Source organism: Celeribacter marinus, from assembly GCF_965656515.1.
Classification (GTDB): domain Bacteria; phylum Pseudomonadota; class Alphaproteobacteria; order Rhodobacterales; family Rhodobacteraceae; genus Celeribacter; species Celeribacter marinus_D.
In genome coordinates, this window is the sequence record NZ_CBFHKW010000033.1 from 13,687 (window position 1) to 27,856 (window position 14,170).

Below are 14,170 nucleotides of genomic sequence, written 5' to 3' on the forward strand. Positions count from 1 at the left end.
GTCGGGGCTTTTCTTAACTTAGTGCTATAGTGATCTGATAACTCAGCGGTTTTGCCGCAGCTCAGCTACGATTTCGTTCATCGCATCAAACGGCACATAGCCCCGAATGAGTTGTTCGCCCATCACAAAGGTTGGCGTGCCTGAAATTTGGAAAATTTGGCCAAGCTGTTGATTGCGGCCCAAAATCTCGTTGACCGCGTCACTGTCGGTGGCGGCCATAACGGCGTCTCCGTCCAGACCTAAGTCTTTTGCCATCCGTTTGAGGCTGCCCTCGGTCACGTTGCCGCGCGTGGTCATCAACGCATCATGGATCGCGTCATAGGCCTCGACACCGCCAACGGAACGGACCGCCAATGCAAACCGCGCGGCCAGAACGCTTTCTTCGCCCAAAATGGGATATTCTTTGACGACGAGTTTGATATTGCCGTCTTTTTCAAGCAGGGCTTTGACATCGGGGTAGGCTTTTTTGCAATAGCCGCACCGGTAATCTGAGAACTCGACAAAGACCAAATCGGCATCGGGGTTGCCGTAGACCAGATCGCCCTCGGCCTCGAACAGATCAGCGGCGTGGGCCGCAATCAGGCCCGCTTCGCCGGCTTCTTGGGCGGCTTGTTGGCGTTGATTATAAACGTCGACCGCTTCCATCAAGACCTCGGGGTTTTCCATCAGGTAGGCGCGAACCTCGGCCCCGAATGCGGCGCGTTCGGCGCTCGACATGTCGGAAAGATCAAGGGCATGTGCCCCAAAGGCCGTCGATGCCGTCAAAAGGGCGGCTGTCGTGAGGCGGGTCAAAAAGCGGGGCAGAGCCATGTGGTATCTCTCCGTTGAAAATCTGGTTGCAAATCGTCTATCACATCGGAGGCGTGGGTCCACCCAACACTTACGTGACCCTCGGTCGCAGGTCCACCATCTCGGCGCTGTGACGTTGCAATTGTGCGCGCCAAGTGGCATCGCTTGGGCAACACCGTGAACCAAAAGGCCCGCCCATGAAAACCTCCCGTCGAAGCAATGTTGATCCCTTTATCGTCATGGACGTGATGGAGGCGGCGCGTGCCGCCGAGGACGCGGGGCGTCATGTGATCCATATGGAAGTGGGCCAACCTTCGACCGGTGCCCCCGCCAATGCGCGTGCAAAACTGGCCGCCGCTATGGAGGCGGGACCACTTGGCTACACCGTGGCGCTTGGGCTGCCCGAGTTGCGCCGCGCCATTGCGGGGCTTTATGCCGATTGGTACGGCGTGAGCGTCGATCCGTCCCGCGTTGTGGTCACATCCGGCTCGTCGGGCGCGTTTATCCTTGCGTTCACCGCTCTGTTTGATGCGGGGGGTAAGGTGGCCTTGGGCGAGCCGGGGTATCCGTCTTATCGTCAAATTCTCAGCGCCTTGGATATCGAGCCCGTTGGCATTCAATCCACGCCCGAGAACCGCTTGCAACCGGCCCCCGCGCAAATTCCCGATGATGTGGACGGGTTGATTGTCGCCAGTCCGGGCAATCCGTCAGGCACCATGCTGGACCGTGCGGCTATGGCCGCCCTGATCGAGACCTGTGCGGCCAAAGGGATCTCGTTTATTTCGGACGAAATTTATCACGGCGTTCACTACGACACGCGCGCGGTGACGGCGTTGGAAATCAGCGATGATGTCTACGTTATCAATTCGTTTTCCAAGTACTTCTCGATGACCGGATGGCGGGTGGGCTGGATGATTGTGCCCGAGGATCATGTACGGGTTGTTGAACGCTTGGCGCAAAACCTGTTTATCTGTCCGCCACATGCCGCCCAGATTGCCGCTCTTGGTGCGCTTGAGGCGCGTGACGCGTGCGAGGCCCATATCGAAGTCTACGCGCAAAACCGCGCGCTGATGATGCAAGAGCTGCCCAAAATCGGATTTGACAAGATTGCACCGCCGGACGGGGCATTCTACATCTATGCCGATGTGTCTGATCTGACGCAGGATAGTCGGGCGTTTTGTGCACAAATCCTTGATGAGGTTGGGGTTGCTGTCACGCCTGGGCTTGATTTCGACCCTGTGCGTGGGGCGCAGACGATGCGGTTTTCCTATGCGCGCTCAACGGCGGATATCCACGAAGGCTTGTCGCGGCTTCACGCGTTCATGAGTAACCGCACCAAGGGCTAGGATCGACGGGCACCACCCGTTAAGGTGCGTGCAACGTCAAAGCGGTGCGAAAAGAGTAGGGTGTGGGTGTGATCGGGGTAATGAGACAGGGTATAACGGCGGTGGGGCTTTGCCTTACTCTGGCCTTTGTGGCGATTGGTGCACAGGCGCAACAGGCGTTTACCGCGCTGACATCGGCATCCAACGCGGGCTCGGTTGTGTCCGAGGAGGGGGCCAATACCGTGCTGACCTTGCATCTGGGGCAACCCGTTGCGTTTCGGGTGTTCACGTTGAGTGACCCCATGCGTCTGATCGTGGACTTTTCCGAAGTGGATTGGGCGGGGTTTGACACGCAGGCGTTTGATCGCTCCGAGGCGGTTTTGGGCCTGCGCGTGGGGCTGTTTCGCCCCGGTTGGTCGCGTATGGTGATCGACCTTGATGTGCCATTGCAGGTTAAAACCGCACAAATGACGCGCGGCGCATCGGACGCGGTGTTGCGGTTGGTCTTGGCCCCCACGGACGTCGAGCAATTTGTGGCCAAAGCCGGTGCGCCAGAGGCGGCACAATTTGCGCGGGTTGCGCGTCCAGCATCTGATTTGGCACCGGCTCAAACCTCGAGCGGGCCAATGGTTGTGATGCTGGACCCCGGTCACGGCGGCATCGATCCGGGGGCAGAGCGTGACGGGTTGAAAGAGGCCGATTTGATGCTGACCTTTGCCCAAGAGTTGCGCGATACCTTGGTGCGGGCCGGCGGGTTTGAGGTTGTCTTGACCCGCGATGACGACAGTTTTGTCCCGCTTGAGACGCGGATTACACGCGCGCATGAGGCAGGGGCCGATGTGTTTATCTCACTACATGCCGATGCGATTTCCGAAGGGCGCGCCGAGGGTGCGACTGTCTATACGTTGGCGGATCGGGCATCCGATGAGGCCTCGCGCAAATTGGCCGAGCGCCATGATCGCGCCGATATTCTGTCTGGTGTCGATTTGAGCGACCAAGATGACGTGATCGCGGGGGTTTTACTCGATATGGCGCGCACGGAGACGCAACCGCGCACCGATGCCTTTGCCAATGCGTTGGTTGCGGCCCTTGAGAGCAGTGTGGGTATGCACAAACGTCCTCGCCTTGAGGCGGGGTTTTCGGTGTTGAAATCTGCCGATATTCCGTCTGTTTTGTTGGAGTTAGGGTTTTTGTCATCTGATAAGGATCGTGCAAACCTTGATGATCCGGTGTGGCGCGACACGGCGGCGCAGGCGATCCGCGATGCCTTGGTCGCATGGCAACAGATCGATCGGGCGGCCACGCGCCAATTGCGCAAGTAGCGCGGTAAGCGGGGGCAACTGGCGAAGCCTCGCGCACAGACAGTCACATTTTCGCGGGTTGCTTTTGACCGCGGGCGGCGCTGCGTATAAGGAGAGCCAAAGGTTGGATCGGGCGAGTCACTAAAGTGCCCGAACCAACAGTGGGAAAGGCGTACACGTGCTTCGGTTTATACTCTCGTTCTTTGGAACAATTTTTTCGCTCGTGACCACGGGACTGATTTTGCTCGCCTTGGTCATTGGTGGTGTGTTGTGGATGTACAGCCGCGATTTGCCCAATCACGAGGCATTGGCGCAATATCAGCCCCCAACCATTTCGCGCATCTATAGCGGCGAAGGTAAAATAATTGACGAGTTCGCGCGCGAACGCCGGTTGTATACGCCACCCTCAGAAATCCCTGATCTGGTGAAATTCGCGTTTATTTCTGCCGAAGATAAGAACTTCTATTCGCACCCTGGCTATGATGTGCGCGGAATGGTTGCGGCGGCGATGGCGGCGGCACAGGGCGGCCGTTTGCGCGGCGCGTCCACAATTACACAGCAGGTAATGAAAAACTTTTTGCTCTCGTCCGACCGATCGGCAGAGCGCAAGATCAAAGAGATCATTCTTGCCTCGCGCCTTGAGCAATCGCTATCCAAAGACGAAATTCTAGCGCTGTATCTCAATGAGATTGATCTGGGTGCGCGCTCGTTTGGTGTGACGGCGGCGGCGCAGACCTATTTTAACAAGACCTTGTATGAGCTGGCCCCCGAAGAGGCGGCATTCCTCGCGATCCACCCCAAGGCTCCCTATTCCTACCATCCCGTCAAGAACTATGATGCGGCCTTAACGCGTCGCAATTTTGTGCTGCGTGAGATGTATGAAAACGGTTATCTGGAACAAGCGGCGTATGAAACCGCGCGCCTTGAGCCGATCCGGTCCGTGCAAAACGGCGATTACGAGAGCTTTCGTGCGCAACTTCCAAACCGTGATTATTTTACGGACGAAATCCGCCGTCAGTTGAGCCAAGATTTTGGCGAAGAAGAATTCTTTGAGGGTGGCTTATCGATCCGTGCGACGATTGATCCCGAGCTACAAGGGGTCGCGGCGCGTGCTCTTGAGGGGCGTCTTGAAACGTTGGACCGTGAGCGCGGTGTATGGCGTGGCACGGGAAAATCCATTGACGCGGCCATGATTGATGCGGGCACATGGGAAGAGGCGCTTGGCGAGATACGTGTGGCGCGTGATGTGACACTTGATGGCGGATGGCATGTCGGTGCTGTTGACCAAATTGGCGATCAACAGATCACTGTTTTGGTTGAAAAGATCGGCGAGGTTTCGGTGCCGCGCGAGGACATCGCATGGATGCGTGGCAGCTTTGTCGATAATTTTGAGCGCGGCGATGTCGTCCATGTGCGGCGCATGAGCTCGGGCGACAATGGCACCGGTGATTTGATCCGCTGGTCCTTGCGCCAAGTGCCGCAAGTTCAGGGCGGTTTTGTCGCGATGGACGTCAACACAGGGCGCGTGATCGCGATGCAAGGCGGGTTTTCCTACCAAAACTCGGTCTTTAACCGCGCCACACAGGCAACCCGTCAACCGGGCTCGTCGTTTAAACCGTTTGTCTACGCCGCGGCCCTCGATAGTGGATTTACCCCTGCGACAATCGTTGTGGATGCCCCGATCGAGATCAACACGCCACAGGGCGTTTGGCGGCCACAAAACGCGTCCAAGCAGTTTTATGGCCCAACGCCGCTGCGCACAGGGATCGAGCAATCGCGCAACCTGATGACCATTCGTCTGGCCCAAGAGGTCGGAATGGATGTTGTCGCGGGCTACGCCGAACGCTTTGGTGTCTACGATCAAATGGGTCAGTTTCTTGCCTCGTCGCTTGGGGCGGAGGAAACCACTCTTTATAAAATGGTGTCGGCCTATGCGATGTTTGCCAATGGCGGCGAGCGGGTCGAACCCACACTTGTTGACCGTGTCCAAGACCGGTTTGGGCGTACCGTTTACAAACACGATCAGCGCGGATGTGAGGAATGCAAAGTCGCCTCTTTGGATGCGGGATTTGCGCCGACCATTGTGTCCAACCGCGAACGGGTCATGGATGCGATCACCGCCTATCAATTGACCTCGATGATGCAGGGTGTTGTCTCGCGCGGCACGGCACAAGGCCGCGTCAATCTGCCAGTTCCTGTGGCGGGCAAAACGGGGACGACCAATGACGGCAAAGACGCGTGGTTTGTTGGTTTTACCTCGAACATTGTTGCGGGCTGCTACATCGGTTTTGATACGCCGCGCGCCATGCCCGGTGCCTCTGGGGGCGGATTTTGCGGACCTGTGTTTAACGAGTTCATGCAAGAGGCCGTGGCCAAATTTGGCGGCGGCAAGTTTCGTGTGCCACCGGGGGGGCACTTCATCAAGATCGATCGCTTCACAGGTGCGCGCCTGTCGGATGATGCCTCTGGCGCAAATGTGGTCGCCGAGTATTTCCGCGATGGTGAAGAGCCGGTGTTTGGTGTGATGTTTGACGGTGGTTTTGCCATGGGCTCCGATTTGCCGATGTTTGAAGCAGGTGAGGTGGATAGCGGTGAACGTGCGGTTGAAACCACGTCCGGTAGCACCATTAAAATCCCCAAAAAGGCGACCTTTAACTCGTTGTCATCTGGCGGACTGTACTGATCCGCCACCCCCGTTCGCGCGGCGATAGAGGATGCACCAGTTCGGTGCAGGGCTTGTATCGCGGCGCGGGGACGCGTATCTGTCTGCCCAAAGAATTCAAGTTCCCGAAAGGTGCCCCGTGCGCGCAGAGATCGAAAACTCCGTCGAAAAAATCCGCAAATCCATCGCGCTGTTGAAACAGCGTCTGGACTGGGAAACCGCGCCGCATCGGTTGGAGGAATTCAACGCGATGATCGAGGATCCGACCCTTTGGGACGATCCCGAGCGCGCGCAAACCCTGATGCGTGATCGACAGATGTTGATGGATGCGGTGGCCACGGCCACAGGCATTGAGCAAGATATGATGGACAATATCGAGTTCATCGAGATGGGCGAGATGGAAGATGACCAAGAGGTCATAACCGATGCCGAAGAGGCGCTAAAAGCGCTCGAAATCAAAGCCGCCGAAAAAGAGTTGGAAGCCCTGTTAGACGGGGAGGCCGATGGCAACGACACGTTCCTCGAGATTAATTCGGGGGCCGGTGGCACCGAGAGCTGTGATTGGGCGTCGATGCTGGCCCGCATGTATGTGCGGTGGGCGGAGAAAAAAGGCTACAAGGTCGAGTTGCAATCCGAAAGCGCGGGCGAAGAGGCGGGTATTAAATCTGCCGCCTATAAAATCTCGGGCCACAATGCCTACGGTTGGCTGAAATCCGAAAGCGGTGTGCACCGCCTCGTGCGCATTTCACCGTTTGATAGCGCCGCCAAACGCCACACGTCGTTCACATCTGTGAAAGTCTACCCCGTGGTCGATGACAACATCGAAATCGAGGTGAACCCCTCCGATATTCGTATCGACACCTATCGCTCCTCGGGGGCGGGCGGTCAGCACGTCAACACCACCGATTCCGCCGTGCGCATCACCCACCATCCCACGGGGATCGTTGTAACAAGCTCCGAGAAATCGCAGCACCAAAACCGCGATATCGCGATGAAGGCGCTTAAATCGCGCCTCTATCAGATCGAGTTGGACAAGCGCTCGGCCTTGGTCAACGAAGTTCATGAAAATGCGGGCGATGCGGGGTGGGGCAACCAAATCCGCTCTTATGTTCTTCAGCCGTATCAAATGGTTAAAGATCTTCGAACGAATTATGAGACCTCCGATACCAAGGGTGTTTTGGATGGGGCGCTCGACGGTCTTATGGCCGCGACACTGGCGCAAAACGTGTCGGGTAAATCGCGCGCGGACGCGCAGGGCGAGTAAGACACTATTCCTTCGCGTCCGACACACAGCACAAAGATATTTGAAAAGCGCCGCGGCATGCCGTTGGCGCTTTTGCTTTTGCGGTGGGCGTTTGCCGCGTGGCGCTAGGGGAGGGCGTTCAAACAAATTACATTAATTGCATGTTATGTGACAAACTCACGGACATGGCCCTGTCGCTTTTATAAAAGCTTCCAAACAAAGCGCGAAAAGCGCATCTAAAAAGGAAACGCACATGACTATTCGGGTACTTACCATGCCCTCCGCATGGAGGACGACCACACAATGATTACTGAATTTACACCTTTTGCCTCGCTCATTGGCGGCATTCTCATCGGATTGTCCGCCGTGATGTTGATGGCGTTTCAGGGCCGTGTGTTTGGCGCCACGGGCGTTTTGGCGGGATTTATGACGCCGCAAAGTTCCTCTGATTGGCAGTGGCGCGCGCTACTTTTGGCGGGAATGGTGTCTGGGCCGTTGGTCTACCGTATATTTGACGGTGAAATGCCCGCAATCGACGTGCCAGTGTCCAATATTGCACTCATCATCGGCGGGTTCATCGTCGGTTTGGGAGTCACATTCGGGTCGGGCTGTACCTCTGGTCACGGGGTGTGTGGCATGGCGCGTCTGTCGCCTCGCTCAATCACGGCCACCGTCACCTTTATGATTTTCACCGCGATTACCGTGTATGCGGTGCGCCATGTGTTGGGGGGAATTTGAGCATGAAACATGTATTGACCTACCTCACAGGCCTCGTGTTCGGTGTTGGCATTTCGATGTCCGGCATGGCCAATCCTGCCAAAGTAATCAACTTTTTTGATGTGTTCGGCACATGGGATCCCTCACTTGCCTTTGTGATGGGCGGCGCTGTTGTCGTGGCCTTCCTTGGCTACCGTGCGGTGTTCAAGCGCTTTGATAGCCCTGCGTTCGAGCCACGCTTCACAGTGCCGACCAGCCGCGTGATCGACGCCAAGCTAATTGGCGGCTCGGCGGTGTTTGGCATTGGTTGGGGCATCGCGGGGTTTTGCCCCGGTGGTGCGTTGCCCGCAATTGGCACGCTTGATCCTGCCGTGTTGACGTTTTTTGTGGCCCTCGTGGCGGGCATTTTTGCCGCGAAATTCATGATGCAGCGCACCGCGCGGCACGTTTGATCCCGAGTTTAGGAGAGAAATATGACCCAGACTTACCCTGTTGATATGACGCTGACCCCTGAGGTCAAAGCCTTCTTTGATCCGGCCACATGGACCATTTCCTATGTGGTCAAAGATCCGGCCTCCAACTCATGTGCAGTCGTCGATAGCGTGATGGACATTGATTACGCGGCGGGGCGCATTTCGTATGAAAGCGCCGATGAGATTATCGCCTATGTGCGCGAACATGATCTCAAGGTGGAATGGCTGCTTGAGACCCATGTGCACGCCGATCACCTGTCTGCGGCGCCGTATCTACAAGATAATGTTGGCGGTAAAATCGGTATCGGTGAGAACATCACCATTGTGCAAGACGTGTTTGGCAAGGTGTTCAACGAGGGCACAGAGTTTCAGCGGGACGGCTCGCAGTTTGATCGTTTGTTCAAAGACGGTGACACCTACACCATTGGGAACATGAGCTGTTTTACCATGCACACTCCGGGTCACACGCCCGCGTGCATGACGCATACCATGGGCAACGCCACCTTTACGGGCGATACGCTGTTCATGCCTGACGGTGGCTCGGCGCGCGCTGATTTTCCGGGTGGCGATGCGGCCACGCTCTATGACAGCATCCAAAAGGTGCTCGCACTGCCCGACGATATGCGGTTGTTTATGTGTCACGATTACGGACCAAACGGGCGCGATATCGAATGGGAAACCACGGTTGGCGACGAAAAAGCTCATAATATCCACGTTGGTGCCGGTAAAACCAAGGCGGATTTCGTCAAGTTTCGCGAAGAGCGCGATGCGCAACTCGACATGCCACGGCTGATTATTCCCTCTTTGCAGGTGAATATGCGCGCTGGTGAGTTGCCGCCCGCCGATCAAGATGGCAAAACCTTTTTGAAGGTGCCGGTCAACGGTCTCTAAGTCACGTCACGATTGATGTGTGAGGGATCGCCCGCGCCGCCGTGTTTGGCGAAGGTCAGGGCGGTCCCACGCACATCAAAAGAGGCACATATGGAATTTAACAAGGTAAATGACGCGCTGACCGTGAGCGGGCAAATCACACTGGACGAAGTTCAAATCCTTGCCGACAAAGGCTTTCGCACCGTGATCTGCAATCGCCCCGACGAAGAGATCGAGGGTGCGTTGCAATCGGACGCGATGGCCAAGGCGGCGCAGGCAGCGGGTTTGAATTTCCTTTATCTGCCGATCTATCCGGGTCAATTCACCGGTGATCTGATTGATGAGACGCAACGGGCCTTTGCTGAACTGGACGGGCCTGTGTACGCTTACTGTCGCTCTGGCACGCGCTCGACCACGGCATGGGCATTGTCACAAGCGGGCATACGGCCCGCAGACGAGATTATGAGTGAGGCGGCCAGCGCAGGGTATGACCTAAGCGCGATCGCCGGATATTTGTCGGGACGTTAGGGACCGCGCGCACTGCGCGTCTCCCCGCCGCCACTGACGCTACCGCCTCGAAGTTTGGGGCACAACGTTTTGGCTTATGATCCCAGTTGGAGGGGATCGGCGGTCGCTAGCTGCGAGGAGACGCACGCATGGAGCTCAAGAAAATCACCGACGGTCTATCTGTGTCGGGACAAATCCAGATTGACGACTTGGCCAAACTGGCAAAGCGCGGGTTTCGCTCGGTTATCTGTAACCGACCCGATGGCGAAGCCGCCGATCAGCCCACACACGATGAGATCGAGGCGGCCGCGACAAAAGCGGGCTTGCAGTTTGTTTATCTGCCCGTCACCCCCGGTATTGTGACCGAAGAGACCGCAGCACTGTTTCGCGAGGCGCTCACCGAATTGCCTGGTCCCGTGTTCGGCTATTGCCGCACGGGTACGCGCACGACCACGCTTTGGGCGTTGGCGATGGCCAAGGAAAAGTCGGTCGTCGATATTCTGGCCGCAACCAAAGCGGCAGGATACGACATGACGGGTGTGGCGCGCCGCATTGCCAATGGCGGTGTGACGCCAACCGATAGTGTCGAGGACGCAAGTTATGATGTTGTGATCGTGGGCGCGGGCGCCGCAGGGGTCGCCGTGGCCTCATCGCTCAAATCACGTAAATCCGATCTGGATATCGCCATCATCGATCCCGCAGATATCCACTATTACCAACCCGGTTGGACGATGGTGGGGGCGGGTGTGTTCGATGCACAAACAACCGCGAAAACTATGGGGTCGCTCATTCCGCGCGGCGTGCATTGGGTCAAATCGGCTGTGGCGGCGTTTGAGCCAGCCAACAACGCCGTGATCCTCGACGGGTGCCGCGTGGTCAAATACAAACGTCTGATTGTCTGTCCGGGTCTTAAACTGGATTGGGCGGCCGTTGACGGTTTGGAGGAGACGCTTGGTAAAAATGGTGTCACCTCGAATTACCGTTATGATTTAGCGCCTTACACATGGAAGCTCGTCCAAGAGCAAAAGGGTGGTCGCGCCATCTTTACCCAGCCCCCCATGCCGATAAAATGCGCAGGTGCGCCCCAAAAGGCCATGTATCTGTCCGCGTCCGAATGGGAGAAGCAAGGTAAGCTTGGCAACATGGATATCCAGTTCATGAATGCGGGCGGTGTGTTGTTCGGGGTTAAGGATTACGTCCCCGCCCTTGAGGAATACGTCAAACGCTATGACGCCAAGCTGAATTTCTTTCACAATCTGATTGCCGTTGACGGACCCAACAAAACGGCCACGTTCAAAGTCGCCAAACCCGATGCGGAGCCTGAAACGGTGACGGTCGAGTTTGACATGTTGCATGTCTGTCCGCCGCAATGCGCGCCCGATTTCATCAAAGTGTCGCCCTTGGTCGATGCGGCTGGATGGGTCGATGTGGATCAGGTCACTTTGCGCCACAAAACCTTTGAGAACATCTGGTCGCTTGGCGATGTGATGAACGCGCCCAACGCCAAAACCGCTGCTGCGGCCCGGATGCAAGCGCCGGTTGTGGCCGCGAACATCGCCGCCGACATCGATGGCAAAGGTCCACAAGCAGGCTACAATGGCTACGGCTCGTGCCCGCTGACGGTCGAAAAGGGCAAGATCGTTTTGGCCGAATTCGGCTATGGTGGTGTGTTGTTGCCGTCCTTCCCTAAATGGGCCTTGGATGGCACCAAAGCGACACGGCGTGCGTGGATTTTGAAAGAGCAAATCCTGCCGCCTGTGTATTGGAAAGCCATGCTGCGCGGCAAAGAGTGGATGATTAAGCCCGAAAAAATAATCGCCAAGTAAAAGCGATCACGTATATGCAGCGGGCCGTCAGTGTCATGGCCCGCTGTTTGCTCCAATCCGAAAGGGACCGCCCGCCGTGTCTTTTAATCCCCGTAGTCTGCGCCGATATTTTCCCATTCTCGATTGGGGCTCCAAATACAACAAGGATACGTTCACCAATGACGGTGTGGCCGCCCTCATTGTGACGATCATGTTGATCCCGCAATCGCTCGCCTATGCGCTGCTCGCGGGGCTGCCCGCCCAGATGGGTCTTTATGCGTCGATTTTACCGCTTGTGGCTTATGCTATTTTCGGGACATCGCGCGCGTTGGCCGTTGGTCCCGTGGCGGTCGTCTCGCTGATGACCGCGTCCGTTGTGGGCAACATGGCGTTGCAAGGCACGGCGGAATACGCCGCCGCCGCGATCACATTGGCGTTTTTGTCTGGTTTGATCTTGCTCGCTATGGGTCTGTTTCGGCTAGGATTTTTTGCCAACTTCCTGTCTCACCCTGTCATCGCGGGATTCATTACCGCGTCGGGCATTTTGATTGCGGCCTCGCAGCTCAAGCACATTCTCGGGATTTCTGCGGGGGGGCATACCTTGCCCGAACGGATCGGCGGTATCATCGAGAACATAGGTGACGTGAACGTCATTACGCTCGTCATCGGCGCCTCAGCCACGGCGTTTTTGTTCTGGGTGCGCAAGGGGTTGAAGCCGTTCCTCATTGCCAAAGGCCTTACCCCGCGCATGGCCGATATCCTAGCCAAGGCCGGCCCCGTGGCTGCGGTTGTTGTCACCACGCTGATCTCTGCGGTGTTTCAGTTGCAAAACCACGGCGTTAAAATCGTGGGCGATGTGCCGCGCGGATTGCCACCGCTGACACTACCCGCGTTCTCTGGCGAGGTGTGGGGCCAATTGTTTGGCGCGGCGGTGTTGATCTCTATCATCGGCTTTGTTGAATCCGTGTCCGTGGCACAAACGCTTGCCGCTAAAAAACGCCAACGCATCGTGCCTGACCAAGAGTTGATTGGCCTCGGCGCGTCCAACGTGGCGGCTGCAATATCGGGCGGCTATCCGGTCACCGGTGGCTTTGCGCGCTCGGTGGTCAATTTCGATGCGGGCGCTGAAACACCCGCTGCGGGGGCGTTTACCGCCATTGGTATCGCCTTTGCCGCGCTGTTCTTGACGCCTTTGCTCTACTTTCTCCCTGTTGCAACGTTGGCCGCGACCATTATCGTAGCCGTGTTGTCGCTTGTGGATTTCTCGATCCTCAAAACCACATGGGGCTATTCAAAGGGTGATTTTGCGGCCGTGCTTGCCACGATCTTGCTCACCTTGGGCTTTGGCGTTGAAACGGGTGTGTCTGCGGGGGTGATGCTATCCATCGGTCTGCACCTTTATAAAACATCGCGTCCGCATGTGGCCGAGGTCGGTTTGGTGCCGGGCACCGAGCATTTCCGCAATATCAAACGTCATGAGGTTTTGACCACGCCCGAACTGGTGACGATCCGTGTGGACGAAAGCCTGTATTTCGCCAATGCGCGGTTTTTGGAGGACTATATCCTCGACCGCATCGCGGATGATTGCGACATCAAACACGTGGTTTTGATGTGCCCTGCGGTCAACGAGATTGACAGCTCTGCCCTTGAGAGCCTTGAGGAAATCAACAAGCGGTTGGATGATGGCGGGATCAAATTGCACTTGTCCGAGGTCAAAGGTCCGGTGATGGACCGGTTGCAAAAATCGCACCTGTTACACGATCTGACGGGGCAAGTGTTCCTTAGTCAGTACGCCGCGATGAAGGCTTTGGGAGATGTGACCAAACCCGCGCCATCCGGTCCGGTTGCGGCGTAATCACATAAAAAAGGAAACGCCCTCCCGATGCGGAGGGCGTTTTTGTGTCGTCAGTACACCCACCGCACAAGGCCGAGCGTCAGGGCAGGAAACGCGACCAATAGAACCACGCGCACCAGATCGGTGACCACAAAGGGAAGGGTGCCTTTGAAGGTCTCGGAAATGGGAATGTCCTTTGCCATCGCGTTGATAATAAACAGGTTCATCCCGACAGGTGGCGTGATTAGTCCGACCTCGACGACGATCAGGACCAGAATGCCGAACCACAATCCAAATTCGGCGGGTGCGATGCCGAAATCGAGCGCGGCCATGATGGGAAAGATGATTGGTACGGTGAGAAAGATCATCGACAGGCTGTCCATGATGCAACCGAACGCCAGATAGAGCAACAATACGGTGGCGAGGATCAACCACGGCGAGATGTCCAGACCGCCCGCCCATGCCGCCGCCGATTGTGGCACGCCAGACAGCGCGAGGAAGTTGTTGAACACCTTGGCGCCGATCAGGATCAGGAAAATCATCCCCGTTGATCCGGCGGTCTCAAGCGTGGCCTCAACGGATTTTCGCCATGTCAATCCGCCCGAATAAAGCGCCAGAAGTGCGGTGCCAGCCGCCCCGATGGC

General features: G+C 56.9%; 12 protein-coding genes. 10 read left to right on the plus strand and 2 right to left on the minus strand.

Annotated features, from left to right (window positions below; all coding sequences use genetic code 11):
- Positions 1-42: 42 nt before the first annotated feature.
- Positions 43-810, minus strand: a complete 768-nt coding sequence (locus ACTG34_RS08810; RefSeq protein WP_439104573.1) for a DsbA family protein — start codon at positions 808-810, stop codon at positions 43-45.
- A 176-nt stretch (positions 811-986) separates the two neighbouring features.
- Between ACTG34_RS08810 and ACTG34_RS08815 the strand changes: the two genes are divergently transcribed.
- The 10 genes from ACTG34_RS08815 to ACTG34_RS08860 all read left to right on the plus strand — a co-directional run bounded on the left by ACTG34_RS08815 (position 987) and on the right by ACTG34_RS08860 (position 13,547).
- The gene (locus ACTG34_RS08815) at positions 987-2,135 is read left to right on the plus strand and encodes a pyridoxal phosphate-dependent aminotransferase (RefSeq protein WP_439104574.1); all 1,149 of its coding nucleotides are present in this window, start codon (positions 987-989) and stop codon (positions 2,133-2,135) included.
- Positions 2,136-2,215: 80 nt separating this feature from the next.
- Positions 2,216-3,436: an N-acetylmuramoyl-L-alanine amidase gene (locus tag ACTG34_RS08820; RefSeq protein WP_439104575.1), complete on the plus strand. Its 1,221-nt coding sequence runs from the start codon at positions 2,216-2,218 to the stop codon at positions 3,434-3,436.
- 157 nt (positions 3,437-3,593) lie between these two features.
- The gene (locus tag ACTG34_RS08825; protein WP_439104576.1) at positions 3,594-6,098 is read left to right on the plus strand and encodes a penicillin-binding protein 1A; all 2,505 of its coding nucleotides are present in this window, start codon (positions 3,594-3,596) and stop codon (positions 6,096-6,098) included.
- A gap of 118 nt (positions 6,099-6,216) precedes the next feature.
- Positions 6,217-7,341, plus strand: coding sequence for a peptide chain release factor 2 (gene prfB, locus ACTG34_RS08830; RefSeq protein WP_439104577.1), 1,125 nt, complete (start codon positions 6,217-6,219; stop codon positions 7,339-7,341).
- A gap of 282 nt (positions 7,342-7,623) precedes the next feature.
- Positions 7,624-8,058, plus strand: a complete 435-nt coding sequence (locus tag ACTG34_RS08835; protein WP_439104579.1) for a YeeE/YedE family protein — start codon at positions 7,624-7,626, stop codon at positions 8,056-8,058.
- Positions 8,059-8,060: 2 nt separating this feature from the next.
- Complete coding sequence (locus tag ACTG34_RS08840; protein WP_439104580.1) at positions 8,061-8,489, plus strand: DUF6691 family protein; 429 nt, start codon at positions 8,061-8,063, stop codon at positions 8,487-8,489.
- A 21-nt stretch (positions 8,490-8,510) separates the two neighbouring features.
- Positions 8,511-9,401: an MBL fold metallo-hydrolase gene (locus tag ACTG34_RS08845; RefSeq protein ID WP_439104581.1), complete on the plus strand. Its 891-nt coding sequence runs from the start codon at positions 8,511-8,513 to the stop codon at positions 9,399-9,401.
- A 90-nt stretch (positions 9,402-9,491) separates the two neighbouring features.
- Positions 9,492-9,908, plus strand: coding sequence for a TIGR01244 family sulfur transferase (locus ACTG34_RS08850; protein ID WP_439104582.1), 417 nt, complete (start codon positions 9,492-9,494; stop codon positions 9,906-9,908).
- 128 nt (positions 9,909-10,036) lie between these two features.
- Complete coding sequence (locus ACTG34_RS08855; RefSeq protein ID WP_439104584.1) at positions 10,037-11,713, plus strand: TIGR01244 family sulfur transferase; 1,677 nt, start codon at positions 10,037-10,039, stop codon at positions 11,711-11,713.
- 76 nt (positions 11,714-11,789) lie between these two features.
- Entirely contained in the window at positions 11,790-13,547 is a 1,758-nt protein-coding gene (locus ACTG34_RS08860) for a SulP family inorganic anion transporter (protein WP_439104585.1), read from the plus strand.
- Positions 13,548-13,597: 50 nt separating this feature from the next.
- Here the strand turns inward: ACTG34_RS08860 and ACTG34_RS08865 are convergent.
- On the minus strand, positions 13,598-14,170 hold a 573-nt coding region (locus ACTG34_RS08865), incomplete at its 5' end, for a TRAP transporter large permease subunit (protein ID WP_439104586.1).

What these genes read in the sequence shown, in the direction of transcription:
- ACTG34_RS08810 (WP_439104573.1), bottom strand. Translation starts at nt 810, where the DNA reads ATGGCTCTGCCCCGCTTTTTGACCCGCCTCACGACAGCCGCCCTTTTG.
- ACTG34_RS08815 (WP_439104574.1), top strand. Translation starts at nt 987, where the DNA reads ATGAAAACCTCCCGTCGAAGCAATGTTGATCCCTTTATCGTCATGGAC.
- ACTG34_RS08820 (WP_439104575.1), top strand. Translation starts at nt 2,216, where the DNA reads ATGAGACAGGGTATAACGGCGGTGGGGCTTTGCCTTACTCTGGCCTTT.
- ACTG34_RS08835 (WP_439104579.1), top strand. Translation starts at nt 7,624, where the DNA reads ATGATTACTGAATTTACACCTTTTGCCTCGCTCATTGGCGGCATTCTC.
- ACTG34_RS08840 (WP_439104580.1), top strand. Translation starts at nt 8,061, where the DNA reads ATGAAACATGTATTGACCTACCTCACAGGCCTCGTGTTCGGTGTTGGC.
- ACTG34_RS08845 (WP_439104581.1), top strand. Translation starts at nt 8,511, where the DNA reads ATGACCCAGACTTACCCTGTTGATATGACGCTGACCCCTGAGGTCAAA.
- ACTG34_RS08850 (WP_439104582.1), top strand. Translation starts at nt 9,492, where the DNA reads ATGGAATTTAACAAGGTAAATGACGCGCTGACCGTGAGCGGGCAAATC.
- ACTG34_RS08855 (WP_439104584.1), top strand. Translation starts at nt 10,037, where the DNA reads ATGGAGCTCAAGAAAATCACCGACGGTCTATCTGTGTCGGGACAAATC.